This window comes from Rhodoferax saidenbachensis, from assembly GCF_001955715.1.
Lineage (GTDB): Bacteria > Pseudomonadota > Gammaproteobacteria > Burkholderiales > Burkholderiaceae_C > Allorhodoferax > Allorhodoferax saidenbachensis.
On record NZ_CP019239.1, the window covers coordinates 643,581 to 669,773 of the forward strand.

At 53.3% G+C, this 26,193-nt stretch carries 15 protein-coding genes, 4 tRNA genes, 6 rRNA genes and 1 pseudogene; 22 read left to right on the forward strand and 4 right to left on the reverse strand.

Going from position 1 to position 26,193, the window contains the following annotated elements; genetic code table 11:
- The first annotated feature begins 10 nt into the window (after window positions 1–10).
- Window positions 11–778 carry a flagellar biosynthetic protein FliR gene (gene fliR / locus RS694_RS03080; protein ID WP_029708041.1) on the forward strand — a complete coding sequence of 256 codons (768 nt, stop codon included), beginning with the start codon at window positions 11–13 and terminating at the stop codon, window positions 776–778.
- A 6-nt stretch (window positions 779–784) separates the two neighbouring features.
- Here the strand turns inward: fliR and RS694_RS03085 are convergent, their stop codons facing one another.
- Both RS694_RS03085 and RS694_RS03090 read right to left on the reverse strand, forming a co-directional pair.
- A complete protein-coding gene (locus tag RS694_RS03085; protein ID WP_029708040.1) occupies window positions 785–1,414 on the reverse strand; it encodes a response regulator in 630 nt (209 codons plus the stop codon).
- The gene (locus RS694_RS03090) at window positions 1,411–2,535 is read right to left on the reverse strand and encodes a hybrid sensor histidine kinase/response regulator (RefSeq protein ID WP_029708039.1); all 1,125 of its coding nucleotides are present in this window, start codon (window positions 2,533–2,535) and stop codon (window positions 1,411–1,413) included. Before RS694_RS03090 ends, RS694_RS03085 begins: the two co-directional genes overlap by 4 nt.
- Before the next feature lie 130 nt (window positions 2,536–2,665).
- Here RS694_RS03090 and RS694_RS03095 point away from each other — a divergent pair, with 130 nt between their 5' ends.
- The 17 genes from RS694_RS03095 to rrf (RS694_RS03175) all read left to right on the forward strand — a co-directional run bounded on the left by RS694_RS03095 (window position 2,666) and on the right by rrf (RS694_RS03175) (window position 20,436).
- Window positions 2,666–3,109: a hypothetical protein gene (locus RS694_RS03095; RefSeq protein ID WP_029708038.1), complete on the forward strand. Its 444-nt coding sequence runs from the start codon at window positions 2,666–2,668 to the stop codon at window positions 3,107–3,109.
- 38 nt (window positions 3,110–3,147) lie between these two features.
- A complete protein-coding gene (locus tag RS694_RS03100; RefSeq protein ID WP_029708037.1) occupies window positions 3,148–3,510 on the forward strand; it encodes a response regulator in 363 nt (120 codons plus the stop codon).
- 45 nt (window positions 3,511–3,555) lie between these two features.
- Window positions 3,556–5,679, forward strand: coding sequence for a chemotaxis protein CheW (locus RS694_RS03105; RefSeq protein ID WP_029708036.1), 2,124 nt, complete (start codon window positions 3,556–3,558; stop codon window positions 5,677–5,679).
- A 24-nt stretch (window positions 5,680–5,703) separates the two neighbouring features.
- Complete coding sequence (locus tag RS694_RS03110; protein ID WP_029708035.1) at window positions 5,704–6,192, forward strand: chemotaxis protein CheW; 489 nt, start codon at window positions 5,704–5,706, stop codon at window positions 6,190–6,192.
- 86 nt (window positions 6,193–6,278) lie between these two features.
- Window positions 6,279–7,118, forward strand: coding sequence for a CheR family methyltransferase (locus RS694_RS03115; protein ID WP_051391917.1), 840 nt, complete (start codon window positions 6,279–6,281; stop codon window positions 7,116–7,118).
- A gap of 57 nt (window positions 7,119–7,175) precedes the next feature.
- A complete protein-coding gene (gene cheD, locus RS694_RS03120) occupies window positions 7,176–7,880 on the forward strand; it encodes a chemoreceptor glutamine deamidase CheD (RefSeq protein WP_029708032.1) in 705 nt (234 codons plus the stop codon).
- Between the two features lie 8 nt (window positions 7,881–7,888).
- Entirely contained in the window at window positions 7,889–8,968 is a 1,080-nt protein-coding gene (locus RS694_RS03125) for a protein-glutamate methylesterase/protein-glutamine glutaminase (RefSeq protein WP_029708031.1), read from the forward strand.
- Window positions 8,969–9,453: 485 nt separating this feature from the next.
- Window positions 9,454–10,988 (forward strand): 16S ribosomal RNA (locus RS694_RS03130).
- Window positions 10,989–11,087: 99 nt separating this feature from the next.
- Window positions 11,088–11,164: transfer RNA gene (locus tag RS694_RS03135), tRNA-Ile, on the forward strand.
- Between the two features lie 26 nt (window positions 11,165–11,190).
- A tRNA-Ala gene (locus RS694_RS03140) sits at window positions 11,191–11,266 on the forward strand.
- Window positions 11,267–11,603: 337 nt separating this feature from the next.
- Window positions 11,604–14,481 (forward strand): 23S ribosomal RNA (locus RS694_RS03145).
- Between the two features lie 162 nt (window positions 14,482–14,643).
- Window positions 14,644–14,756: ribosomal RNA gene (gene rrf / locus RS694_RS03150) — 5S ribosomal RNA — on the forward strand.
- Window positions 14,757–15,133: 377 nt separating this feature from the next.
- Window positions 15,134–16,668 (forward strand): 16S ribosomal RNA (locus RS694_RS03155).
- A gap of 99 nt (window positions 16,669–16,767) precedes the next feature.
- Window positions 16,768–16,844, forward strand: a tRNA-Ile gene (locus RS694_RS03160).
- A gap of 26 nt (window positions 16,845–16,870) precedes the next feature.
- Window positions 16,871–16,946 (forward strand) — tRNA-Ala (locus tag RS694_RS03165).
- Between the two features lie 337 nt (window positions 16,947–17,283).
- A 23S ribosomal RNA gene (locus tag RS694_RS03170) occupies window positions 17,284–20,161 on the forward strand.
- A gap of 162 nt (window positions 20,162–20,323) precedes the next feature.
- Window positions 20,324–20,436: ribosomal RNA gene (gene rrf, locus RS694_RS03175) — 5S ribosomal RNA — on the forward strand.
- Together the 16S, 23S and 5S rRNA genes with 4 tRNA genes alongside form the textbook arrangement of a ribosomal RNA operon.
- 232 nt (window positions 20,437–20,668) lie before the next feature.
- On the opposite strand, the pseudogene RS694_RS20375 reads toward rrf (RS694_RS03175), so the two are convergent.
- Both RS694_RS20375 and RS694_RS03185 read right to left on the reverse strand, forming a co-directional pair.
- Window positions 20,669–20,935: pseudogene (locus RS694_RS20375) on the reverse strand (IS21 family transposase); the annotation flags it as partial.
- 83 nt (window positions 20,936–21,018) lie between these two features.
- The gene (locus RS694_RS03185; protein WP_244898407.1) at window positions 21,019–21,807 is read right to left on the reverse strand and encodes an FFLEELY motif protein; all 789 of its coding nucleotides are present in this window, start codon (window positions 21,805–21,807) and stop codon (window positions 21,019–21,021) included.
- Between the two features lie 157 nt (window positions 21,808–21,964).
- Between RS694_RS03185 and RS694_RS03190 the strand changes: the two genes are divergently transcribed.
- The 4 genes from RS694_RS03190 (at window position 21,965) to glyQ (ending at window position 26,193) form a co-directional block, all read left to right on the forward strand.
- The gene (locus RS694_RS03190) at window positions 21,965–22,696 is read left to right on the forward strand and encodes a GNAT family N-acetyltransferase (protein WP_029706180.1); all 732 of its coding nucleotides are present in this window, start codon (window positions 21,965–21,967) and stop codon (window positions 22,694–22,696) included.
- A gap of 73 nt (window positions 22,697–22,769) precedes the next feature.
- Window positions 22,770–23,639, forward strand: a complete 870-nt coding sequence (locus RS694_RS03195) for an HlyC/CorC family transporter (RefSeq protein WP_029706181.1) — start codon at window positions 22,770–22,772, stop codon at window positions 23,637–23,639.
- Window positions 23,640–23,820: 181 nt separating this feature from the next.
- Window positions 23,821–25,221 (forward strand): apolipoprotein N-acyltransferase, encoded by a 1,401-nt coding sequence (gene lnt, locus RS694_RS03200; RefSeq protein ID WP_420852654.1) that lies wholly within the window; start codon window positions 23,821–23,823, stop codon window positions 25,219–25,221.
- A gap of 66 nt (window positions 25,222–25,287) precedes the next feature.
- Window positions 25,288–26,193: a glycine--tRNA ligase subunit alpha gene (gene glyQ, locus RS694_RS03205; protein ID WP_076069321.1), complete on the forward strand. Its 906-nt coding sequence runs from the start codon at window positions 25,288–25,290 to the stop codon at window positions 26,191–26,193.

Consider the following 26,193-nt stretch of genomic DNA (forward strand, 5'->3'; position numbering starts at 1 on the left):
CTAGGCTGCAGTGTTTTCCGTAACCGAAGCACAAATTGCCGCGTGGGTGTCCCCGCTACTATGGCCATTTTTGCGTGTGTTGGCCATGTTTACGGCGGCGCCCGTGTTTTCTTCCCGGGCCTTCCCCATGCGCGCCAAAATAGCGCTGGCATTTTTTGTGGCGCTGGCTGCGCAAGCCAGCTTGCCCGTCATGCCGGTCATTGGCTTCAATGACCCAGGCATCTTGGGTGTAGTGATTCAGCAAATAGGCGTGGGGCTGGCCATCGGATTTGCCGTCCGGGTGGTGTTTTCGGCGGTGGAGCTTGCCGGCGAAGTAGTGGGCTTCCAGATGGGGCTGAACTTCGCGGCGTTTTTTGACCCCTCAATGAACACCCAATCCAGTGCTATCGCGCGGTTTTTTGGGCAGATGACGGCGTTGTTATTTGTTGTCATGAATGGGCATCTCATGGTGTTGATGGCTATTACCAAGAGCTTTGATGCATTTCCCGTAGGGCAGAACTTCCTGGATGCGTTGGGGCGTATGCGACTCTACAACCTGGGTGCCGACTTGTTCGCCAGTGCTTTGTGGATCGCGCTGCCGATGATTGGCATGCTGATGTTTGTCAATATGGCGCTGGGGATTGTTTCCCGGGTGGCGCCTCAGATGAATATTTTTGCGGTAGGTTTTCCCATCACCTTGGTGGTGGGGCTGGTTGGAATTGCCTTTACCCTACCGATGCTGGATCAGCCCTTTATTGCCTTGATGGAGCGCACCATTGCGGTGTTCGGCCCCAACTGAGGGACCTCACACCAGTTCGTTGCGGATGGCGTACACCGTCAACTCGGCATTGTTGGCCAGTTTGAGTTTTTCCAGAAGTCGGGAGCGATAGACACTGACGGTTTTGGGACTGAGCATGAGCTCTTCTGCGATATCGGATAACCGTTTGCCAGAGGCGATTCTGAGCAAGGTTTGCAGTTCGCGTTCGGAAAGCGTGCTGTGCAGCGCCTCGGTAGTGGGGGACGCAAGGTTTTCCACCAGCATTTCGGACACTTCGGCTGTGACGTATTTCCTTCCTTGGGCGACGGTTCTTACCGCCACGACCAGTTCGGTCGGATCGCCCGCTTTGTTGAGATACCCCTGTGCACCAGCGCGGAGGCAGCGGATGGCATATTGGTCTTCGGCAAACATGCTGACAATCAGCACCTTGATGGGCGAGGCCGCTTCCCGCAGGCTTGCTAATACGTCGAGTCCTCCTCTGCCGGGTAAGTTCAAGTCCAAAACAAGAACATCGCAGGGCGTTTCACGCAGTGTTTCGCGAACTTCGGCATAACTCCCGGCTTCAGCCGTGACCTGAATGTCCACCGCATCCGCCAGTGTGTCCCGAATGCCGCGGCGGACCATGGCGTGATCGTCGCAGATAACAACACGGATCATGAATGCGACTCCTCTGCCTGTGAGAGCTTCGCGTGTGTCAAAGGAACCGTCAGAATGATGGAGGCGCCATCTCCTTCCCGGCTACTGATATCCAGCCATCCCCCAACGGCTTTGGCGCGCTCATGCAGTCCACGAAGGCCAAATGCCCTGGGCTTTTCAAGCTGATCTTTGGCAATTCCGCGGCCATTGTCGACAATCTCTACAGTCAGGACGCCATCTGCATCAGACAGATCGAGTCGTACGAGATTGCATTCTGCGTGCTTGGAGATATTGGTAAGCGCTTCTTGCGCTGTTCTGTAGGCGACCAACTGCACGGATTTGGGGGGGGCCAGCATTTCACTGCTGGTGCGAAGCGTCGTTTTGATACCTGTACGTTTTTCAAAACTGATGGCGAGCCATTCAATGGCTGCCAGCAGGCCCTGATCCAGGATAGACGGACGCAAATTCATCATGATGCGCTGGCTGGCATCCATGGCCTGCTGCAGCATGGTGGTGGCAGCCCGAAGGTGGGCCTGAATTGCTTGGTCTTCACTGTGTCGTGATATCCATGACAAATCGAGATTAACTGCCGTGAGCGAACCACCTATATCGTCATGAATTTCGCGCGCAATAGCTGCGCGCTCACCTTCAATCGTCGTTTGCAGGTGTTCGGCGAACTCCGCGAGACGTTTTTCGGAGGCGGCGAGTTCCACATCTGCCCGTCTTTTGGCGACAACTGCCCTGTGGATATCCAGGGCGCGCAGGATGACGCGTCCGAGCGTGCCGATGTCTTCTTTGCTGACATAGTCACTGATTCCGGAATGTATGGCTGATACGGCTGCTGCTTCTCCTATGGCACCAGACAATAAAACGAAAGGGGGGCGCGCCTCTGTGGCTAGCTCCGCCCAAGCATCTAACGCTGTAAAACCGGGCAGCTTGTAGTCTGCCAGGATGACATCCGGTGGACTGGACCGTGTTGCCTGTTCAAAATCACCTAACGTCTCCACCCGTTCGATGCTGAATCGCATGCCGGATCGCTCAAGGGCTCTGCAAGCCAACGCATGGTCGATTGGTGAGTCCTCTAGGTGAAGGATTTTTATAGGGTTTTCCGCTGGGCTATGGCCTGCATTCGACGTTATCATGATCTAGTGAATTATGGGGTGTTTCGAAACTCACCCGATGGCATTGAATCCTGATAATCTAGACGTCCATGGACGGGAACGATAAAAACAAGGTCATGTTTGACGTGTAGGTGCTTTTGAGGACAAAAACATGCAACCATTAATGACAACGCCTGCCGCGCCCGCTGTGCAATTGCCTGTCATGCTTGTAGCGGAAGTGCAAGACTCCCTGCTTGTGGTGGTTCATGACTTGAATCGACTTGACGGTTTGTTGGCCCACACCATGGAAAATCTGATGGAGCGGTTCACGTCGGCGAGCGCCAATTTGGCTGAACCAGGTTTGGTGAATTCCAAAGAACTGGACAGCGTGCGCAGCACCTTGCGGGCAGCTGTAACCGAGTTGCAGTTTCAGGATATGGCCTCCCAGCTTATCGTTCACACTTCCAAGATCTTGCAAGGATGTGCTTATCGCTTGGCTTCCGAATCCATGGGCTCGGAAGATGGTGAAGCGGTTCCTTTCGTTGCAGAGGTGCCTGAACGCCCCAATCCGGTTACGCAAGATGAAATGGACGCAGGTTCCATTGAACTTTTTTAATGATTTTCACAATCTCACAGAATTAGTCGGAGTTTTAAATGTCTGTAATCCTCGCTGTTGATGACTCTCCTTCCATGCGCAAAATGGTCTCGTTTACGTTGACCGGAGCTGGCTATCAGGTGGTGGAAGCGGTTGATGGTCAAGATGCCTATGAGAAGGCGCAAACGCAGTCATTTGACTTGGTCTTGACCGATCAGAATATGCCGCGTTTGGATGGTTTGGGCTTGACCCGGAAGCTGCGAGACCATCCGCAGTTCAAAACCACGCCTATTTTGATGCTTACCACCGAGTCCAGCGATTTGATGAAGCAGGCTGGGCGCGCCGCGGGTGCTACGGGCTGGCTGGTCAAGCCGTTCGATCCAGCGCGACTGCTGGATGTCATTAAAAAAGTGATTCGCTGACTGATTGGCCAGTAACAGAGTAACGAGAAAGAACAGGAGCTTTACATGGCTGAGACGCATCAAGACAGTAGTGGTTCGGGCGGTGATTTTGATTTAAGCCAGTTTTATCAAATCTTCTTTGAAGAGGCAGGAGAGAATCTGGATCAGATGGAGCAAATGCTGCTCAACTTGAATCTGGAAACCGCCGATGACGAAGAGTTGAATGGAATTTTCCGGTGTGCGCACTCTGTTAAGGGCGGTGCGGCGACTTTCGGTTTTACGGACGTTGCCGAGTTGACCCATCAAATGGAGTCTTTGCTGGATCGTTTGCGCCGCCACGAATTGCAACCAAACGCTGCAATGGTTGATGTTCTGCTTGAGTCTGCCGATGCTTCCAGAAGTTTGCTGGCGCGCCATCAGTCGGGCGAAGGGGGCGATGCTCCGCCAACTGGAGACCTGGTACGCCGGATCAGTGATCTGGCTGCTGGCAATGCAAGCCCGCCTCCAGCTACTGTCGCGGTTGCTGCGCCTCCTGTGGTCGTGCCCAAGCCAGCGCCACCCAAAGTTGCGGGTGTGCGATCGCTGCAGATTGAGATCGGACCTCTGGACCGACCTGACCAAGCTGATGCCATTCAGGAGCTGTTCAGGGATATTCCCGGCTTGGGTGAAATCAAGGCGCTAGCTTCTGAGCGGGCGAATATGCGTGTATTCGCTGTCGGGACTTCATCCAGTGACGAGGATTTGTTGGACTTGTTTGCTTTTCACGTGTCGCGTGAGCACATCGTCATCAAAGAAAATGATGCCGCTTCTGCGGATGCGCCAAGTGATACCAGTGTGCATGTTGCCTCGAGTTATGCGGATGATCCTCCTCCTGGCGCGCCATTGGCTCCTTTGCCCGGGTTTGGCTTCTTTGATGGATCCCCCGGGGCGCCGGCCGTGGTGGGTGGTGGTGCTTCGCCTGTTGCTGGACAAAGTGTGGCGAAGGTACCCGCCAAGACAGCTGCGGCGGGGCCGGCTGCGCAGCCGGAAGCTGCGACGATCCGCGTTGCCATCAGTAAAGTTGATCAACTTATCAATCTGGTGGGGGAGCTTGTTATTACCCAGGCAATGCTGGCGCAAAACAGCCGTGCATTGGACCCCGCTGTGTACCAACAGCTGCTGACCGGGTTGGCCGATCTGGATCGCAACACGCGTGATTTGCAGGAATCGGTGATGTCGATCCGAATGATTCCCATGTCCATCGTTTTCAGCCGGTTCCCCAGAATGTTGCGCGATCTTGCGACCAAGCTTGGCAAGAAGGTGGACTTTGTTACACAAGGGGAGGCCACAGAACTCGACAAGGGCTTGGTTGAGAAAATCACAGACCCGTTGACACACTTGGTTCGGAACAGTTGTGACCATGGTGTGGAGATGCCGGCAGATCGCATTGCTGCTGGCAAATCGGAAACCGGAACTATCACGCTTTCAGCCTCGCACCAAGGTGGATCCATTGTGATCGAGGTGCGTGACGACGGGCGAGGGCTCTCACGCGAGAAGATTCTGAGCAAGGCGCGTGAGCGCGGCTTGGATGTGTCTGACCAAATGTCGGACGCCGATGTCTGGCAATTGATCTTTGCGCCTGGCTTCTCTACTGCCGCAGTAGTGACAGACGTCTCCGGACGTGGTGTGGGCATGGATGTCGTCAAGAAGAACATTGCCGCACTGAACGGAACTGTGGAGATCGATTCTTCTGAAGGTTATGGCATGAAGGTGTCAGTCAGATTGCCATTGACTTTGGCGATCATGGATGGCATGTCGGTGGGTGTTGGCGAAGAAGTTTATATCCTCCCTCTCTCATCCGTAGTGGAGTCCTTCCAGGTAAAGGCAGACGCTGTCAGTACTGTGGGACAGGGCGCGCAGCTTGTTAAGGTGCGTGAAGAGTACATGCCCGTGATCGAGCTGGAAAAAGTATTTCAAATTCCGAGATTTGGTCAGGAGAAGTCGTGCGACATCATGGTGGTTGTCGAGGCGGATGGCAGCCGTGTGGCGCTTCTGGTCGACGAGTTATTGGGACAGCAGCAGGTGGTAGTGAAAAATCTGGAATCCAACTACCGAAAAGTTCCAAATGTGTCTGGGGCGACTATTTTGGGAGATGGGAAAGTGGCACTGATTCTGGATACTGGTGCGCTGGTTCGTCGTTCGCGGCATTGAAGTAATGCATTCAAGGAGAGCAGCATGGGCATGATGGAAAAAATGGATGAGTTGGCATCTTCTGGCGCACGCGAATACCTAACCTTTCGCCTGGATCAAGAGGAGTATGGAATCGACATCCTTAAGGTTCAGGAGATACGAGGCTATGAGCGCCCTACAAGGGTAGCAAATGCGCCAAATTTCATCAAAGGCGTTGTCAATTTGCGCGGGACGATCGTGCCAATTGTTGACATGCGCCTGAAATTCAACTGTTCCAAAGCGGATTACAACTCCTTCACTGTTGTGATCATCTTGAATCTGCGCAACCGTATCGTTGGCATTGTTGTCGATTCGGTTAGCGACGTGATGGAACTGCCTCCCGAAAGCCTTAAGGCAGCCCCTGAAATAGACAGTGTTATTGATAGTGGTGCAGTGATGGGGCTGGGGTCCCTTGGGGACAGGATGTTGATACTCTTGGATATTGAGCGGCTGATGGATGGTCAAGAAATGGGTTTGGTGTCGGGCTTAGATTGAGGCGGATTTGCACCATTCGCTCTTAGCCCCGCCATCCAATGAAATACACACCCAGCACTTCGGTGTTTGCCAAGGCTTCTTCAACAATGGGCGCCGATACTGGCTCAGGAGGTGCGCAAGGGCGCGAGTTTGCTTGGACTGACGCTGATTTCGATAGGGTTCAATCGCTGATCTACCAGCGCGCTGGCATTAGCTTGCATGATGGAAAGCATGCAATGGTCTACAGTCGGCTGTCGCGGCGATTGCGAGACACGGGCTATCAGAGCTTTCGGGAATATTTGAGTTGGCTTGAGTCCACTGATGGACCTGAGTGGCAGGAGTTTGTCAACGCGCTCACTACCAACTTGACATCTTTCTTCCGCGAGCAGCATCACTTTGAAGTGTTCGCTGACCATTTGAAAGCCAAGTCTGCGGCCACACAATGGCGTGTCTGGTGCAGCGCTGCCTCCACGGGCGAGGAGCCCTATTCAATAGTGATGACAGCATTAGAAGCGTTGGGCACGCGAGCGAACTTTTCCTTGACCGCGAGTGACATCGACTCCAAGGTGCTGGCGTCAGCTGCGCAAGGGGTATATCGCTTGGAGGCGCTCAAAGGGGTTGACTCATCCAAGCTTTACCGCTTTTTCTTGCGTGGAAAAGGCGCTAACGATGGCATGGTGAGAGTGAAGCCGGAATTGAGACAGGCCATAGACTTTTGCATCGTCAATTTGATTCGGGATGATTGGCCTTTCCGGGACCCATTTGATGTGGTCTTTTGCAGGAATGTCATGATTTATTTTGACGCTCCTACACAGCGGCGAGTGTTGGAGCGGATCCACAAAGTAATGAAGCCGGGCGGGCTTCTGTTTGTCGGGCACGCCGAAAACTTCAGCGATTCCAGAGACTTGTTTGTCCTGAAGGGCAAAACTGTTTACGAGCGACGTTAGCCACGTTTTAGATGTGCTACCCGGCTCATTTCTACGCTCCGATTTAGTGAAATACCCATGAACTCCCCCCAAACCAGTGCCTCATCTACGGTATCAAGTGCCTTTGGGGTGCAGTTGCCCAGCAAAGTTCTTCCGAGTGGGCGGGTATCCAGGATCGACCACCTAAAGGCGCAGCCGCGTAAGCCTGGGGAGGCGTCTTTTTTCTACGCTGACCATCACTTTCAGTACGATGCTGTGAAGGTGCTGCCTGGGGAGTACTACGTTTCTAATGAGGACTTAGTCATCATGACTGTTCTCGGATCCTGTATCGCAGCATGTATCTGGGATGGGCGAGCCCGCACAGGGGGTATGAATCACTTCATGCTGCCAGACGGGGATGGGGCCGATGGATCTGGTCGCTACGGATCTTATGCCATGGAACTGTTGATTAACGAAATGCTCAAGCTCGGTGCGAGACGCGAAACAATGCAAGCGAAGATTTTTGGAGGAGCCCAGGTTATGGCGGGCTTCACCACCATGAATGTTGGTGAGCGCAACACGCAATTCGTGCTCGACTACCTGGCTACTGAGCGAATACCTGTTGTGTCCCAGGATGTTTTGGATATTCATCCTCGCAAAGTCTGCTTCTTTCCTGTCACGGGCAAGGCGCTGGTGAAGCGGTTGGCGCACTCTCATCCAGAAACTCTGGCTGTGGAGGAGCGACGTGGAAATGCCGCCTCCGTTGCCAAATCCACGGCAGGCGGCTCTGTCGATTTGTTCTGAGGTGAGTCTTGAAAAAAATCCGTGTATTGGTCGTTGATGATTCCGCGTTGGTTCGGAGCCTGCTCTCGGAGATTATTAATAGACAAGGCGATATGGAGTGCGTCGGAGCAGCCAACGATCCCTTGATCGCCCGCGAGATGATTCGTGAGCTAAGCCCTGACGTCATAACGTTGGATATAGAAATGCCAAAGATGGATGGCATCGATTTCCTTGGTCGGCTTATGCGCTTGCGTCCGATGCCGGTGGTGATGATCTCCACCCTGACAGAGCGCGGAGCAGAAGTTACTATGCGGGCGCTGGAGTTGGGGGCGGTGGATTTCGTCGCCAAGCCTCGGATTGGGCTGGCCGATGGCATAAAAGAGCTGGCCGGGCAGATTGTCGACAAAGTGCGCGTAGCTGCCACGGCCCACATCCGGCGTGCCGCGGTTCCTGCGACAGGCGCCGGGGCACGGCAATCAACGGCTCAGCCAGAAAATGCGCCGATTGGTCGCATTTCCACGGAAAAGTTGGTGTGTATAGGTGCCTCTACGGGGGGTACTGAAGCCATCAAGGAAATTTTGACGCGCATGCCGGCCGATTCCCCTGGAATTGTTATTACCCAGCATATGCCTCCGGGGTTTACAACCAGCTTTGCGGCGCGGTTGAATGGGCTGTGTCAAATCACGGTCCGCGAGGCTTCAAATGGCGAGCGCATCCTTCCTGGGCACGCATACATCGCGCCTGGGGGGAAGCAATTCCGAATTGACAGAAGTGGTGCGAACTACATTTGCGTTGTGGAGGATGGTGAGTTGGTCAATCGCCATAAGCCTTCTGTTGAAGTGCTCTTCAAGTCTGCTGCCCGTGTTGTAGGGCGGAATGCGCTTGGAATCATGCTTACCGGCATGGGGAACGACGGAGCGAAGGCAATGAAGGAAATGAAAGATGCCGGGAGCTATAACTACGTGCAGGATGAAGCCAGTTGCATTGTGTTTGGCATGCCTCGTGAAGCCATCTTGCATGGAGCCGCAGACGAGGTCTTGCCTCTGTCTGGAATTGCGCCAGCGCTATTGAACCGATTGAGTGGGTCCTCCGACCGATATCGGGTGTAGTCAACTTATTCACTGAAAGCGCCCGAGGCCATTAGCGTTTAATTCACGCTTGGGTCATGCCCTCTGGATTGGGGTGTTGCCCAATTTTTCTGAGATTTCGTTGAAGGCCACAATTCTTCATGCTAGAATCTGAGGCTCAGCTGCAAACACTGATCACAATGTGACTTGAAAGTGGCTGATAAAAACGAAGCGAAATGAAGTAAAAAATATTTCGCGAAGTTTGACAGAGGGTTAAAAACTGTGTCATAATTCAAGGCTTCGCTGATCACAGCAAAGCAAGCGAAACAAGGTAAAAAACTGTTTCGGATCATTAAAAATTTACAGCCGATAAGCGTGGGCGTTTGAAGGCAATTGCCAAGTTCTTCGGAACTAAGTCTTAATTGGCTTACAAACGCTCATGAATGAAAAGAAATGCGAACTTCAGCAATGAAGTTCATGTTAATTCCAGTTTATGAGTTGCTCGAAAGAGCGAAAAATTCAAGATCGAACTATAGAGTTTGATCCTGGCTCAGATTGAACGCTGGCGGCATGCCTTACACATGCAAGTCGAACGGCAGCACGGGAGCAATCCTGGTGGCGAGTGGCGAACGGGTGAGTAATATATCGGAACGTGCCCAGTCGTGGGGGATAACGTAGCGAAAGCTACGCTAATACCGCATACGATCTACGGATGAAAGCGGGGGATCGCAAGACCTCGCGCGATTGGAGCGGCCGATATCAGATTAGCTAGTTGGTGGGGTAAAAGCTCACCAAGGCGACGATCTGTAGCTGGTCTGAGAGGACGACCAGCCACACTGGAACTGAGACACGGTCCAGACTCCTACGGGAGGCAGCAGTGGGGAATTTTGGACAATGGGCGCAAGCCTGATCCAGCAATGCCGCGTGCAGGATGAAGGCCTTCGGGTTGTAAACTGCTTTTGTACGGAACGAAACGGCTCTTTCTAATAAAGAGGGCTAATGACGGTACCGTAAGAATAAGCACCGGCTAACTACGTGCCAGCAGCCGCGGTAATACGTAGGGTGCGAGCGTTAATCGGAATTACTGGGCGTAAAGCGTGCGCAGGCGGTTATATAAGACAGATGTGAAATCCCCGGGCTCAACCTGGGACCTGCATTTGTGACTGTATAGCTAGAGTACGGTAGAGGGGGATGGAATTCCGCGTGTAGCAGTGAAATGCGTAGATATGCGGAGGAACACCGATGGCGAAGGCAATCCCCTGGACCTGTACTGACGCTCATGCACGAAAGCGTGGGGAGCAAACAGGATTAGATACCCTGGTAGTCCACGCCCTAAACGATGTCAACTGGTTGTTGGGTCTTCACTGACTCAGTAACGAAGCTAACGCGTGAAGTTGACCGCCTGGGGAGTACGGCCGCAAGGTTGAAACTCAAAGGAATTGACGGGGACCCGCACAAGCGGTGGATGATGTGGTTTAATTCGATGCAACGCGAAAAACCTTACCCACCTTTGACATGTACGGAATTCGCCAGAGATGGCTTAGTGCTCGAAAGAGAACCGTAACACAGGTGCTGCATGGCTGTCGTCAGCTCGTGTCGTGAGATGTTGGGTTAAGTCCCGCAACGAGCGCAACCCTTGTCATTAGTTGCTACATTTAGTTGGGCACTCTAATGAGACTGCCGGTGACAAACCGGAGGAAGGTGGGGATGACGTCAAGTCCTCATGGCCCTTATAGGTGGGGCTACACACGTCATACAATGGCTGGTACAAAGGGTTGCCAACCCGCGAGGGGGAGCTAATCCCATAAAGCCAGTCGTAGTCCGGATCGCAGTCTGCAACTCGACTGCGTGAAGTCGGAATCGCTAGTAATCGTGGATCAGAATGTCACGGTGAATACGTTCCCGGGTCTTGTACACACCGCCCGTCACACCATGGGAGCGGGTTCTGCCAGAAGTAGTTAGCCTAACCGCAAGGAGGGCGATTACCACGGCAGGGTTCGTGACTGGGGTGAAGTCGTAACAAGGTAGCCGTATCGGAAGGTGCGGCTGGATCACCTCCTTTCTGGAAACTGCAATTTAATTCGAACGCTCACACTTATCGGTTGTTGGAAGGTTGTCGCTAACGACTATGGCTCCGGTCTTAGTCTTAAGTGACCGACTCGGGTCTGTAGCTCAGTTGGTTAGAGCACCGTCTTGATAAGGCGGGGGTCGTTGGTTCGAGACCAACCAGACCCACCATTGTCGTCCAACGTCCTTCTGGTTTTGGGGGTGTAGCTCAGCTGGGAGAGCGGCTGCTTTGCAAGCAGTAGGTAGCGGGTTCGAGTCCTGTCACCTCCACCAATCTTTTACTTCTTATCGTAGGTATCAATTCAATACCAAAGTGGCTTTTAACGAGGCCCCTTTGTTGTTGATCGAGATAACTTGATCAATCGGCTGTTCTTTAACAATTTATAGAGTTTAATCAGCGTTGCTAGCGGAAACTGCACATTCGTAAAGGTTTAGTGCAGACCGTGCCGCTAGCGACATAATTTTGATTGCGTCAAAATGAATATCAAACTTCACGTTTGAATTCGAGTTATTCAAGTTAATTGAATACGGCATAACGCGTCAGGTGAAAGACCTGACAAAACATTCCTTGAAGATGCTTTGATTCTCGAAAGAGATGTCAAAGTTATAGGGTCAAGTGAATAAGAGCATATGGTGGATGCCTTGGCAATGATAGGCGACGAAGGACGTGATAGCCTGCGATAAGCTTCGGGGAGCTGGCAAATTAGCTTTGATCCGGAGATTTCCGAATGGGGAAACCCACCCTTTGGGGTATCGCATACTGAATACATAGGTATGCGAGGCGAACCGGGTGAACTGAAACATCTCAGTAGCTCGAGGAAAATACATCAACCGAGATTCCGAAAGTAGTGGCGAGCGAAATCGGAGAAGCCTGTTAGTGATAGCACAAGACTTAACGGAACATTCTGGAAAGGATGGCCATAGCGGGTGATAGCCCCGTACGTGAAAAGACCTGTGTGATACTGAGCTAACGAAAAGTAGGGCGGGACACGAGAAATCCTGTCTGAATATGGGGGGACCATCCTCCAAGGCTAAATACTCATCATTGACCGATAGTGAACTAGTACCGTGAGGGAAAGGCGAAAAGAACCCCGGGAGGGGAGTGAAATAGATCCTGAAACCGTATGCTTACAAAAAGTAGGAGCCCGCAAGGGTGACTGCGTACCTTTTGTATAATGGGTCAGCGACTTACATTCAGTGGCAAGGTTAACCGAATAGGGAAGCCGTAGAGAAATCGAGTCCGAATAGGGCGTCTAGTCGCTGGGTGTAGACCCGAAACCAAGTGATCTATCCATGGCCAGGATGAAGGTGCCGTAACAGGTACTGGAGGTCCGAACCGACTAGTGTTGCAAAACTAGCGGATGAGCTGTGGATAGGGGTGAAAGGCTAAACAAACTTGGAAATAGCTGGTTCTCTCCGAAAACTATTTAGGTAGTGCCTCAAGTATTACCGTCGGGGGTAGAGCACTGTTTAGGCTAGGGGGTCATGGCGACTTACCAAACCTATGCAAACTCCGAATACCGACGAGTACAGCTTGGGAGACAGAGCACCGGGTGCTAACGTCCGGACTCAAGAGGGAAACAACCCAGACCGCCAGCTAAGGTCCCTAAAATTGGCTAAGTGGGAAACGAAGTGGGAAGGCTAAAACAGTCAGGATGTTGGCTTAGAAGCAGCCATCATTTAAAGAAAGCGTAATAGCTCACTGATCGAGTCGTCCTGCGCGGAAGATGTAACGGGGCTAAGCCAGTTACCGAAGCTGCGGATTTGCAATTTATTGCAAGTGGTAGGAGAGCGTTCTGTAAGCCTGTGAAGGTGCGTTGTAAAGCGTGCTGGAGGTATCAGAAGTGCGAATGCTGACATGAGTAGCGTTAAAGGGGGTGAAAAGCCCCCTCGCCGTAAGCGCAAGGTTTTCTACGCAACGTTCATCGGCGTAGAGTGAGTCGGCCCCTAAGGCGAGGCAGAGATGCGTAGCTGATGGGAAACAGGTCAATATTCCTGTACCGATGTATAGTGCGATGTGGGGACGGAGAAGGTTAGCTCAGCCAACTGTTGGATATGTTGGTTCAAGCCTGTAGTCGTGCCTGGTAGGTAAATCCGCCGGGCTTAGATGAGGGGTGATAACGAGTCTGCTTGCAGACGAAGTGAGTGATACCCTGCTTCCAGGAAAAGCCACTAAGCTTCAGCTATACACGACCGTACCGCAAACCGACACTGGTGCGCGAGATGAGTATTCTAAGGCGCTTGAGAGAACTCGGGAGAAGGAACTCGGCAAATTGACACCGTAACTTCGGAAGAAGGTGTGCCTTTAGTAGGTGAAGGGATTTACTCCTGGAGCCCAATGAGGTTGCAAAAAATCGGTGGCTGCGACTGTTTATTAAAAACACAGCACTCTGCAAACACGAAAGTGGACGTATAGGGTGTGACGCCTGCCCGGTGCTGGAAGATTAAATGATGGGGTGCAAGCTCTTGATTGAAGTCCCAGTAAACGGCGGCCGTAACTATAACGGTCCTAAGGTAGCGAAATTCCTTGTCGGGTAAGTTCCGACCTGCACGAATGGCGTAACGATGGCCACACTGTCTCCTCCCGAGACTCAGCGAAGTTGAAATGTTTGTGATGATGCAATCTCCCCGCGGAAAGACGGAAAGACCCCATGAACCTTTACTGTAGCTTTGTATTGGACTTTGAACAGATCTGTGTAGGATAGGTGGGAGGCTTTGAAGCGGTGCCGCTAGGTATCGTGGAGCCAACGTTGAAATACCACCCTGGTGTGTTTGAGGTTCTAACCTAGGTCCATTATCTGGATCGGGGACAGTGCATGGTAGGCAGTTTGACTGGGGCGGTCTCCTCCCAAAGCGTAACGGAGGAGTTCGAAGGTACGCTAGTTACGGTCGGACATCGTGACGATAGTGCAATGGCATAAGCGTGCTTAACTGCGAGACTGACAAGTCGAGCAGATGCGAAAGCAGGACATAGTGATCCGGTGGTTCTGTATGGAAGGGCCATCGCTCAACGGATAAAAGGTACTCTGGGGATAACAGGCTGATACCGCCCAAGAGTTCATATCGACGGCGGTGTTTGGCACCTCGATGTCGGCTCATCTCATCCTGGGGCTGTAGCCGGTCCCAAGGGTATGGCTGTTCGCCATTTAAAGAGGTACGTGAGCTGGGTTTAAAACGTCGTGAGACAGTTTGGTCCCTATCTTCCGTGGGCGCTGCAGATTTGAGGAAGCCTGCTCCTAGTACGAGAGGACCGGAGTGGACACACCTCTGGTGTATCGGTTGTCACGCCAGTGGCATTGCCGAGTAGCTAAGTGTGGAAGAGATAACCGCTGAAAGCATCTAAGCGGGAAACTCGTTTCAAGATGAGATCTGCCGGGGCCTTGAGCCCCCTAAAGAGTCGTTCAAGACCAGGACGTTGATAGGTCAGGTGTGGAAGCGCAGTAATGCGTTAAGCTAACTGATACTAATTGCTCGTGCGGCTTGACCCTATAACTTTGATTCACGATAAGTGTCTCAAGGATGTTATGCCAAGTTGACGCATTCAAAAATAACTGCTGTGTGAGAGATCGCACTTCAGTGTCGAAAAGACAAGCTGATTAGCTCTATAAATTGGTTGTGCAGACCTTAGGTCTGTGCGACAACAAGTTATGCCTGACGACCATAGCGAGGTGGTACCACTCCTTCCCATCCCGAACAGGACAGTGAAACGCCTCTGCGCCGATGATAGTGCGGCTTCCCGTGTGAAAGTAGGTCATCGTCAGGCTATTACAGCCCGAAACGCCCCCCTCTGATGAGGGGGCGTTTTTATCAGCGCATACGAAATGCATGTGCTGATAAAAACGAAGCGAAATGAAGTAAAAAATATTTCGCGAAGTTTGACAGAGGGTTAAAAACTGTGTCATAATTCAAGGCTTAGCTGATCACAGCAAAGCAAGCGAAACAAGGTAAAAAACTGTTTCGGATCATTAAAAATTTACAGCCGATAAGCGTGGGCGTTTGAAGGCAATTGCCAAGTTCTTCGGAACTAAGTCTTAATTGGCTTACAAACGCTCATGAATGAAAAGAAATGCGAACTTCAGCAATGAAGTTCATGTTAATTCCAGTTTATGAGTTGCTCGAAAGAGCGAAAAATTCAAGATCGAACTATAGAGTTTGATCCTGGCTCAGATTGAACGCTGGCGGCATGCCTTACACATGCAAGTCGAACGGCAGCACGGGAGCAATCCTGGTGGCGAGTGGCGAACGGGTGAGTAATATATCGGAACGTGCCCAGTCGTGGGGGATAACGTAGCGAAAGCTACGCTAATACCGCATACGATCTACGGATGAAAGCGGGGGATCGCAAGACCTCGCGCGATTGGAGCGGCCGATATCAGATTAGCTAGTTGGTGGGGTAAAAGCTCACCAAGGCGACGATCTGTAGCTGGTCTGAGAGGACGACCAGCCACACTGGAACTGAGACACGGTCCAGACTCCTACGGGAGGCAGCAGTGGGGAATTTTGGACAATGGGCGCAAGCCTGATCCAGCAATGCCGCGTGCAGGATGAAGGCCTTCGGGTTGTAAACTGCTTTTGTACGGAACGAAACGGCTCTTTCTAATAAAGAGGGCTAATGACGGTACCGTAAGAATAAGCACCGGCTAACTACGTGCCAGCAGCCGCGGTAATACGTAGGGTGCGAGCGTTAATCGGAATTACTGGGCGTAAAGCGTGCGCAGGCGGTTATATAAGACAGATGTGAAATCCCCGGGCTCAACCTGGGACCTGCATTTGTGACTGTATAGCTAGAGTACGGTAGAGGGGGATGGAATTCCGCGTGTAGCAGTGAAATGCGTAGATATGCGGAGGAACACCGATGGCGAAGGCAATCCCCTGGACCTGTACTGACGCTCATGCACGAAAGCGTGGGGAGCAAACAGGATTAGATACCCTGGTAGTCCACGCCCTAAACGATGTCAACTGGTTGTTGGGTCTTCACTGACTCAGTAACGAAGCTAACGCGTGAAGTTGACCGCCTGGGGAGTACGGCCGCAAGGTTGAAACTCAAAGGAATTGACGGGGACCCGCACAAGCGGTGGATGATGTGGTTTAATTCGATGCAACGCGAAAAACCTTACCCACCTTTGACATGTACGGAATTCGCCAGAGATGGCTTAGTGCTCGAAAGAGAACCGTAACACAGGTGCTGCATGGCTGTCGTCAGCTCGTGTCGTGAGATGTTGGGTTAAGTCCCGCAACGAGCGCAACCCTTGTCATTAGTTGCTACATTTAGTTGGGCACTCTAATGAGACTGCCGGTGACAAACCGGAGGAAGGTGGGGATGACGTCAAGTCCTCATGGCCCTTATAGGTGGGGCTACACACGTCATACAATGGCTGGTACAAAGGGTTGCCAACCCGCGAGGGGGAGCTAATCCCATAAAGCCAGTCGTAGTCCGGATCGCAGTCTGCAACTCGACTGCGTGAAGTCGGAATCGCTAGTAATCGTGGATCAGAATGTCACGGTGAATACGTTCCCGGGTCTTGTACACACCGCCCGTCACACCATGGGAGCGGGTTCTGCCAGAAGTAGTTAGCCTAACCGCAAGGAGGGCGATTACCACGGCAGGGTTCGTGACTGGGGTGAAGTCGTAACAAGGTAGCCGTATCGGAAGGTGCGGCTGGATCACCTCCTTTCTGGAAACTGCAATTTAATTCGAACGCTCACACTTATCGGTTGTTGGAAGGTTGTCGCTAACGACTATGGCTCCGGTCTTAGTCTTAAGTGACCGACTCGGGTCTGTAGCTCAGTTGGTTAGAGCACCGTCTTGATAAGGCGGGGGTCGTTGGTTCGAGACCAACCAGACCCACCATTGTCGTCCAACGTCCTTCTGGTTTTGGGGGTGTAGCTCAGCTGGGAGAGCGGCTGCTTTGCAAGCAGTAGGTAGCGGGTTCGAGTCCTGTCACCTCCACCAATCTTTTACTTCTTATCGTAGGTATCAATTCAATACCAAAGTGGCTTTTAACGAGGCCCCTTTGTTGTTGATCGAGATAACTTGATCAATCGGCTGTTCTTTAACAATTTATAGAGTTTAATCAGCGTTGCTAGCGGAAACTGCACATTCGTAAAGGTTTAGTGCAGACCGTGCCGCTAGCGACATAATTTTGATTGCGTCAAAATGAATATCAAACTTCACGTTTGAATTCGAGTTATTCAAGTTAATTGAATACGGCATAACGCGTCAGGTGAAAGACCTGACAAAACATTCCTTGAAGATGCTTTGATTCTCGAAAGAGATGTCAAAGTTATAGGGTCAAGTGAATAAGAGCATATGGTGGATGCCTTGGCAATGATAGGCGACGAAGGACGTGATAGCCTGCGATAAGCTTCGGGGAGCTGGCAAATTAGCTTTGATCCGGAGATTTCCGAATGGGGAAACCCACCCTTTGGGGTATCGCATACTGAATACATAGGTATGCGAGGCGAACCGGGTGAACTGAAACATCTCAGTAGCTCGAGGAAAATACATCAACCGAGATTCCGAAAGTAGTGGCGAGCGAAATCGGAGAAGCCTGTTAGTGATAGCACAAGACTTAACGGAACATTCTGGAAAGGATGGCCATAGCGGGTGATAGCCCCGTACGTGAAAAGACCTGTGTGATACTGAGCTAACGAAAAGTAGGGCGGGACACGAGAAATCCTGTCTGAATATGGGGGGACCATCCTCCAAGGCTAAATACTCATCATTGACCGATAGTGAACTAGTACCGTGAGGGAAAGGCGAAAAGAACCCCGGGAGGGGAGTGAAATAGATCCTGAAACCGTATGCTTACAAAAAGTAGGAGCCCGCAAGGGTGACTGCGTACCTTTTGTATAATGGGTCAGCGACTTACATTCAGTGGCAAGGTTAACCGAATAGGGAAGCCGTAGAGAAATCGAGTCCGAATAGGGCGTCTAGTCGCTGGGTGTAGACCCGAAACCAAGTGATCTATCCATGGCCAGGATGAAGGTGCCGTAACAGGTACTGGAGGTCCGAACCGACTAGTGTTGCAAAACTAGCGGATGAGCTGTGGATAGGGGTGAAAGGCTAAACAAACTTGGAAATAGCTGGTTCTCTCCGAAAACTATTTAGGTAGTGCCTCAAGTATTACCGTCGGGGGTAGAGCACTGTTTAGGCTAGGGGGTCATGGCGACTTACCAAACCTATGCAAACTCCGAATACCGACGAGTACAGCTTGGGAGACAGAGCACCGGGTGCTAACGTCCGGACTCAAGAGGGAAACAACCCAGACCGCCAGCTAAGGTCCCTAAAATTGGCTAAGTGGGAAACGAAGTGGGAAGGCTAAAACAGTCAGGATGTTGGCTTAGAAGCAGCCATCATTTAAAGAAAGCGTAATAGCTCACTGATCGAGTCGTCCTGCGCGGAAGATGTAACGGGGCTAAGCCAGTTACCGAAGCTGCGGATTTGCAATTTATTGCAAGTGGTAGGAGAGCGTTCTGTAAGCCTGTGAAGGTGCGTTGTAAAGCGTGCTGGAGGTATCAGAAGTGCGAATGCTGACATGAGTAGCGTTAAAGGGGGTGAAAAGCCCCCTCGCCGTAAGCGCAAGGTTTTCTACGCAACGTTCATCGGCGTAGAGTGAGTCGGCCCCTAAGGCGAGGCAGAGATGCGTAGCTGATGGGAAACAGGTCAATATTCCTGTACCGATGTATAGTGCGATGTGGGGACGGAGAAGGTTAGCTCAGCCAACTGTTGGATATGTTGGTTCAAGCCTGTAGTCGTGCCTGGTAGGTAAATCCGCCGGGCTTAGATGAGGGGTGATAACGAGTCTGCTTGCAGACGAAGTGAGTGATACCCTGCTTCCAGGAAAAGCCACTAAGCTTCAGCTATACACGACCGTACCGCAAACCGACACTGGTGCGCGAGATGAGTATTCTAAGGCGCTTGAGAGAACTCGGGAGAAGGAACTCGGCAAATTGACACCGTAACTTCGGAAGAAGGTGTGCCTTTAGTAGGTGAAGGGATTTACTCCTGGAGCCCAATGAGGTTGCAAAAAATCGGTGGCTGCGACTGTTTATTAAAAACACAGCACTCTGCAAACACGAAAGTGGACGTATAGGGTGTGACGCCTGCCCGGTGCTGGAAGATTAAATGATGGGGTGCAAGCTCTTGATTGAAGTCCCAGTAAACGGCGGCCGTAACTATAACGGTCCTAAGGTAGCGAAATTCCTTGTCGGGTAAGTTCCGACCTGCACGAATGGCGTAACGATGGCCACACTGTCTCCTCCCGAGACTCAGCGAAGTTGAAATGTTTGTGATGATGCAATCTCCCCGCGGAAAGACGGAAAGACCCCATGAACCTTTACTGTAGCTTTGTATTGGACTTTGAACAGATCTGTGTAGGATAGGTGGGAGGCTTTGAAGCGGTGCCGCTAGGTATCGTGGAGCCAACGTTGAAATACCACCCTGGTGTGTTTGAGGTTCTAACCTAGGTCCATTATCTGGATCGGGGACAGTGCATGGTAGGCAGTTTGACTGGGGCGGTCTCCTCCCAAAGCGTAACGGAGGAGTTCGAAGGTACGCTAGTTACGGTCGGACATCGTGACGATAGTGCAATGGCATAAGCGTGCTTAACTGCGAGACTGACAAGTCGAGCAGATGCGAAAGCAGGACATAGTGATCCGGTGGTTCTGTATGGAAGGGCCATCGCTCAACGGATAAAAGGTACTCTGGGGATAACAGGCTGATACCGCCCAAGAGTTCATATCGACGGCGGTGTTTGGCACCTCGATGTCGGCTCATCTCATCCTGGGGCTGTAGCCGGTCCCAAGGGTATGGCTGTTCGCCATTTAAAGAGGTACGTGAGCTGGGTTTAAAACGTCGTGAGACAGTTTGGTCCCTATCTTCCGTGGGCGCTGCAGATTTGAGGAAGCCTGCTCCTAGTACGAGAGGACCGGAGTGGACACACCTCTGGTGTATCGGTTGTCACGCCAGTGGCATTGCCGAGTAGCTAAGTGTGGAAGAGATAACCGCTGAAAGCATCTAAGCGGGAAACTCGTTTCAAGATGAGATCTGCCGGGGCCTTTAGCCCCCTAAAGAGTCGTTCAAGACCAGGACGTTGATAGGTCAGGTGTGGAAGCGCAGTAATGCGTTAAGCTAACTGATACTAATTGCTCGTGCGGCTTGACCCTATAACTTTGATTCACGATAAGTGTCTCAAGGATGTTATGCCAAGTTGACGCATTCAAAAATAACTGCTGTGTGAGAGATCGCACTTCAGTGTCGAAAAGACAAGCTGATTAGCTCTATAAATTGGTTGTGCAGACCTTAGGTCTGTGCGACAACAAGTTATGCCTGACGACCATAGCGAGGTGGTACCACTCCTTCCCATCCCGAACAGGACAGTGAAACGCCTCTGCGCCGATGATAGTGCGGCTTCCCGTGTGAAAGTAGGTCATCGTCAGGCTATTACAGCCCGAAACGCCCCCTCTGATGAGGGGGCGTTTTTATTTGTGCGAACGGTTTATAAACCGCCTCCATTCATGGATTTATGTCCTATGAAGGGTGGCGATTTTCGCCTTTGTGGTTTCGCTGTCGATTACCGCCGAAAACTGATCCACTGGCGGTGCGGCGTAAAACTTGGACTGGTTATGCCACGATTCCAAGACTCGCCCGATATTCGATGGGACTGAGTGAGCCAAGGGTGTGTAGATCTGCTTCAAATTGCGCCGCTGTTTTCGAGATTTTGTTGCCTCCAATTCCAGCCATCCGGCCAGCTTTTCGGCATAGGAATCCAGCTTCTTTGAGCTGACCCGCCTTGGGTAGGCAGGTTCAATTTCCTCTGAGCTGAGGTACTTCTTTACGGTGTTGCGAGCCAGGCCTGTACGCCTGGAAACCTCGCGGATGGACATTTGTTCCCGTAGTGCCCAACGCCTGATGACATTCAATGTCGCCACGTCTATCACTCCTAATTTCCCCCTGCTTTAAAAACTAGCAGGGTAGGGCCAACGTGGATCAAATTTGGCTGGAAATATCTGCTCGAAGTAGATCAGTTTTCAACGGAAATCAACAGGGCTTTTCCCAAGCATTCCCGCAAAGCGGACTCACTGGTGACAGCATCGCTGGCAAACAGCCGCGCTATCCACACTGATTCGCGCGCGCGGATGATGCCCAGGAACTCCAGTGCGCGCTGGCCTTTACCAGACATGCCAGCGAAGGTGTCGAAGCCCGACTCCAGAAAAGTCTGCAAGGATCCCAGCCCGGCTGCCAAGGCCGACCGGCGCATCATTTTGAGCATCAAACGCAGCCCGGGTGTCCGGGTCAACCGATCCAGTTCTTGCCCTACGGTGAGAACCACGTCCAGTTGCCGTTTACGCTCTTCACTCTGGCCAACTGTATTCCAGGCCCGTACATAACTTGCTGCGTCGCGGGCTTCCGTGCCTGAGCTGCTACCGGTCCATACGAGTGCCATTTGGTGGTCGAGCTCCTCCGTAAGGGCATGCAGTTGTGCCAGCGACACTGCAGTAGCCACTACTTGTTGGGGGAAAAAGGTTTGCAGTGCGCCCGCTATACGCGCAAACTGTGCATCGCGCAGGGAATAGTCTTTGTCGCTGTAGAGTTCTTCTAGGAAAAAACGGGTGGCACTTCCGTATTCCTTGCTCCCTAGCAGGTCGTCATAAGTACCGGCAAAGCGCAGGGCCTGGAATTTCTTGACGGCGACAGTGGCCGAATGCAGATGGAGATCGGCTTGCGTTTGTGCCCGCAATGCCGTTACCCTTGCCACCGCGTTGCGTATCGTTTGTGCTGCGTCCATATGGTCGGCAAGTGTATCTGCCACGCGAGGAAAGGTTATTTGAGTAAAAAAGTTAGCGCTAGCTACTCGAAATGATCCTGTGGGCGATAACCTCCTGATTTTCTAAGGAAACGAAAGCCCAATTCATTTCAAGGATTCATATTGGAGTGTGGAGACTAGGGAAAACCCTTATAGTTGCGCCATGGTGCATACCAAAGATCTGATCAAGGCTTCTATTGAGGCGGGCAAGGACTTTCTGCGTCCGCCCGTCGACCATGAGGAAGAGCCAGCCTTGGTTCGGCCCACGCCGGTTATCGTGCCCATCCGTTCGCTGGGGGCCAATCACCGCGAGCGCATCGCACAGCATTTGCTGTCGTTGGGATCGCACGACCGCTATCTGCGTTTTGGTTACACGGCGCAGGATGCGCAAATCAAAAAATACGTGAATGACCTGAACTTCGAACGTGACGAAATATTCGGCATCTACAACCGCAAATTGCAATTGATCGCGATGGCGCATCTGGCCTACGCCAAGACCGAAGGATATGAGTCTTGCGCGGAGTTCGGTGTCTCGGTATTGCCCGCAGCGCGGGGGCGGGGTTATGGGGCGCGCCTGTTTGACCGGGCGGCAATGCATGCCACGAATGACGGCGTTTCGCAGATGTTCATTCATGCCCTGAGTGAAAACGCGGCCATGCTGGCCATTGCCCGCAAAGCCGGTGCCATCGTGGAGCGTGACGGCTCGGAATCCGAAGCTTATTTGCGCCTGTCGCCGCCCTCATTGGACAGCAGGGTGACAGAAATGATCGAGGAACAAATTGCCCAGACCGACTACCGCCTGAAAGTGCAGGCCAAGCAGTTCTGGAGCTTTCTGGCCGACGTGCAGGAAGTGCGCCGCGCCGTTCTTGACGCGCAAAACCGCGTTTCGCCCTGAGCCTGCTAAAGGCTTCATCCAAATCCGCTATCCTTGCGGTTCCGCAATAACGGCAAATTTTGCCCCCACGTCAGTGTCCGACCCCCACCCCGCGCGCCTTTCCGACAAGGAAGACAAGCGCACATTTCTACAAAAACTGGCTGAGTTCATCCACCCCGGACCGGACTCTACCGCCGAACTGATAGAAACCCTGGCGGAGGCGGAGGACAACAACATCATTGGTGCGGAATCCCGCGTCATGCTCGAAGGCGTCATTCGCATGGCCGACATGACGGCCGGCGACGTGATGGTGCCCTCCACCCGCATGGACCTGCTGGACATCCACTCCACGATGGACGAGTTGATGCACAACGTGATCGACACCGCGCACTCGCGTTTTCCGGTGTTTGATGGCGAACGCGAAAACATCATCGGCATCCTGCTGGCCAAAGACCTGCTTAAACTGCAGCGCGCTCCCGAGCTGAATATCCGCGCCCTGTTGCGCCCCGCCGTGTTTGTGCCCGAGACCAAGGGCCTGAACGACCTGTTGCGCGACTTCCGTGGCAACCGCAACCACTTGGCCATCGTGATCGACGAGTTTGGCCGTGTGGCCGGACTGATCACCATCGAAGACGTGCTGGAACAAATCGTGGGCGAGATCGAAGACGAGTTCGACATCGCCGAAGACGAAGGCGATATCTTCGGCCTGGCGGACCGCACCTACCGCGTCAGCGGCGACACCCCTATTGAACGCGTCAACGACGCCTTCTCCGTCACCCTGGCTGGCAGCGACCCTGAAGATGACTTCGACACCATCGGCGGCCTGATTGCGCACGAGATGGGTCATGTGCCCAAGCGCGGCGAGCGCCATACCCTGGGTGGACTGGACTTTGTCGTGCTGCACACCAAGGGTGGCGCCGTAAAGTGGTTCAAGGTCTCGCCGGCCGAGAGCGACGCGGCCTGATCCCATGGCGGGAGCCGGTTTTTTGACCCGCACGACGGCTCTTCCCAAAAGCCTTTTTGCTATTATTTTAGTAGCTGCTTGCGCAAATGCAGCAAGCGTCGCGTGGCCTTTTGACCTGATTTTTGCCAAAGGCGAAACGCTCTGGTGGCTGCAAACCCTGGCGCTGGCCGCCCTGTGCTGGGTGTTAGGGCGTTGCCAGAGTCCAAAGCAAGCGGCCGTCGTAGGCGGCGTCTTTGCCACGGTATGGCTCAGCACCACCTTCTGGTGGTTGTTTGTCGCCATGCACACCTATGCCGGGCTCAACCCGCTGCTGACCGTGGCTGCGATTGTGGCGCTGGCTGCCGCGCTAGGCCTGTACTACGCTGCCGCCTGTGCCGCTTTCTGGTATCTGTTACGAAATCGCGTCTGGCTAGCCAGTCTCACCTTCGCTGCGTTGTGGACCATGGCCGAGATGGCGCGTGGCACCTGGCTCACCGGCTTTGGCTGGGGGGCGGTGGGGTACGCGCATATCGACGCCCCGCTGGCCTGGTACGCGCCCTGGGTGGGCGCCTACGGCATGACCGCCATCGCCGCGTGGCTCTCCGCCGTGGTCGCGTGCATAGGGCGTCGCCAAATCGGCTTGTTCGCCGCCGCTGCCGTAGTACTGCTCCTGCCTTCGGTTGTTCCTGCCAGCTGGAACACCTGGTCCCAACCCACGGGCAGCTTGTCGGTAACTCTGCTCCAAGGCAATATTCCCCAGGACGAAAAATTCCAGCCCGGCTCTGGCGTGCCGCTGGCGCTGCAGTGGTACGGTGAGCAACTGCTGGCCAGCCGTGGTGACCTGGTCGTGGCGCCCGAGACGGCCATTCCCCTGCTGCCACAGCAATTGCCTGAGGGCTACTGGGCCGCGCTGCAGAGTCGTTTTGCCGCGGGAGGTCAGACTGCGCTGATTGGCATCCCGCTGGGCAATTACAACCAGGGCTATACCAACTCCGTGATCGGGCTTGCGCCGGGGCAAAGCGGTACTTGGCACTACGACAAGCACCACCTGGTGCCGTTTGGCGAGTTCATCCCGCCTCTGTTCAAGTGGTTCACCCGCATGATGAACATCCCGCTGGGTGACTTCAACCGCGGCGCTATAGGCCAGCCGTCGTTTGCCGCGCACGGCCAGCGCCTGGCGCCCAATATTTGCTACGAAGACTTGTTTGGTGAGGAATTGGGTGCGCGTTTTATCGATGCGTCGCTGGCGCCCACTGTGTTTGTGAACGTTAGCAACATCGGCTGGTTTGGCGACACCGTGGCAATAGACCAGCATTTGCACATCTCGCGTATGCGCGCGCTGGAGTTTGAGCGGCCCTTTGTGCGCGCCACCAACACCGGCGCCACGGTCATCATGGACCACCGCGCCCAGGTACTCGCTGCGCTGCCGCGCCACACCCGTGCAGTGCTCACGGGCGAGGTTCAGGGGCGTAGCGGCACCACGCCGTTCGCCTGGTGGGTGTCGCGCTTTGGGCTGTGGCCCGTATGGTTGCTGGCCATTGTGGTGTGCGCATTCGCCGCCTGGCGTGTGCGCCGCGGCGCGACAAGCCCCATCGCCCCGTAAAATGCAGGGTTTGGTCGAGCGCGCGTCTGTGGCGCGCCCGGCTGGCCGATTTTCTGCCTCACCACCATGCTCACATTCCAGCAAATCATCTTGAAACTGCAGTCCTATTGGGCTGAACAGGGCTGCGCCCTTTTGCAACCGTATGACATGGAAGTCGGCGCCGGTACTTCGCATACAGCTACGTTTTTGAGAGCAATTGGCCCCGAGCCATGGAAAGCCGCCTACGTGCAGCCCAGCCGCCGCCCGAAGGACGGCCGTTACGGCGAGAACCCCAACCGCCTGCAGCACTACTACCAGTACCAAGTGGTGCTGAAGCCCGCGCCCAGCAATATCCTGGAGCTGTACCTGGGTTCGCTGGAAGCGCTGGGGTTCGATCTGAAGAAAAACGACATTCGTTTTGTTGAAGACGATTGGGAAAACCCCACGCTGGGCGCCTGGGGCCTGGGCTGGGAAGTTTGGCTCAACGGCATGGAAGTCACGCAGTTCACCTACTTTCAGCAGGTCGGTGGCATTGACTGCAAGCCCATCACCGGCGAAATCACCTACGGTCTGGAACGCCTGGCGATGTACTTACAGGGCGTGGACAACGTCTACAACCTGACCTGGACGGATGGGCTGACGTATGGTGACGTCTACAAACAAAACGAGGTGGAGCAGTCCACCTACAACTTCGAACACAGCGACGCTGACTTCCTGTTCCATGCTTTTGGAAAGCACGAAGAGAAGGCCAAGGATTTGATGGAAAACCAGTTGGCGCTGCCTGCGTACGAGCAGGTGCTCAAGTGCGCGCACAGCTTCAATCTGCTGGATGCCCGTGGTGCCATCAGCGTGACCGAGCGCGCCGCCTATATCGGCCGCATCCGCAACCTGGCGCGTAGCGTTGCGCAAAGTTATTACGAGAGCCGTGAGCGCCTGGGCTTCCCCATGGCGCCGCGCGAATGGGTGGAACAGATGACGAAGAAGGCTGCGTGA

What these genes read in the sequence shown, in the direction of transcription:
- RS694_RS03085 (WP_029708040.1), bottom strand. Translation starts at nt 1,414, where the DNA reads ATGATCCGTGTTGTTATCTGCGACGATCACGCCATGGTCCGCCGCGGC.
- RS694_RS03090 (WP_029708039.1), bottom strand. Translation starts at nt 2,535, where the DNA reads ATGATAACGTCGAATGCAGGCCATAGCCCAGCGGAAAACCCTATAAAA.
- RS694_RS03095 (WP_029708038.1), top strand. Translation starts at nt 2,666, where the DNA reads ATGCAACCATTAATGACAACGCCTGCCGCGCCCGCTGTGCAATTGCCT.
- RS694_RS03100 (WP_029708037.1), top strand. Translation starts at nt 3,148, where the DNA reads ATGTCTGTAATCCTCGCTGTTGATGACTCTCCTTCCATGCGCAAAATG.
- RS694_RS03105 (WP_029708036.1), top strand. Translation starts at nt 3,556, where the DNA reads ATGGCTGAGACGCATCAAGACAGTAGTGGTTCGGGCGGTGATTTTGAT.
- RS694_RS03110 (WP_029708035.1), top strand. Translation starts at nt 5,704, where the DNA reads ATGGGCATGATGGAAAAAATGGATGAGTTGGCATCTTCTGGCGCACGC.
- RS694_RS03115 (WP_051391917.1), top strand. Translation starts at nt 6,279, where the DNA reads ATGGGCGCCGATACTGGCTCAGGAGGTGCGCAAGGGCGCGAGTTTGCT.
- cheD (WP_029708032.1), top strand. Translation starts at nt 7,176, where the DNA reads ATGAACTCCCCCCAAACCAGTGCCTCATCTACGGTATCAAGTGCCTTT.
- RS694_RS03190 (WP_029706180.1), top strand. Translation starts at nt 21,965, where the DNA reads ATGGTGCATACCAAAGATCTGATCAAGGCTTCTATTGAGGCGGGCAAG.
- glyQ (WP_076069321.1), top strand. Translation starts at nt 25,288, where the DNA reads ATGCTCACATTCCAGCAAATCATCTTGAAACTGCAGTCCTATTGGGCT.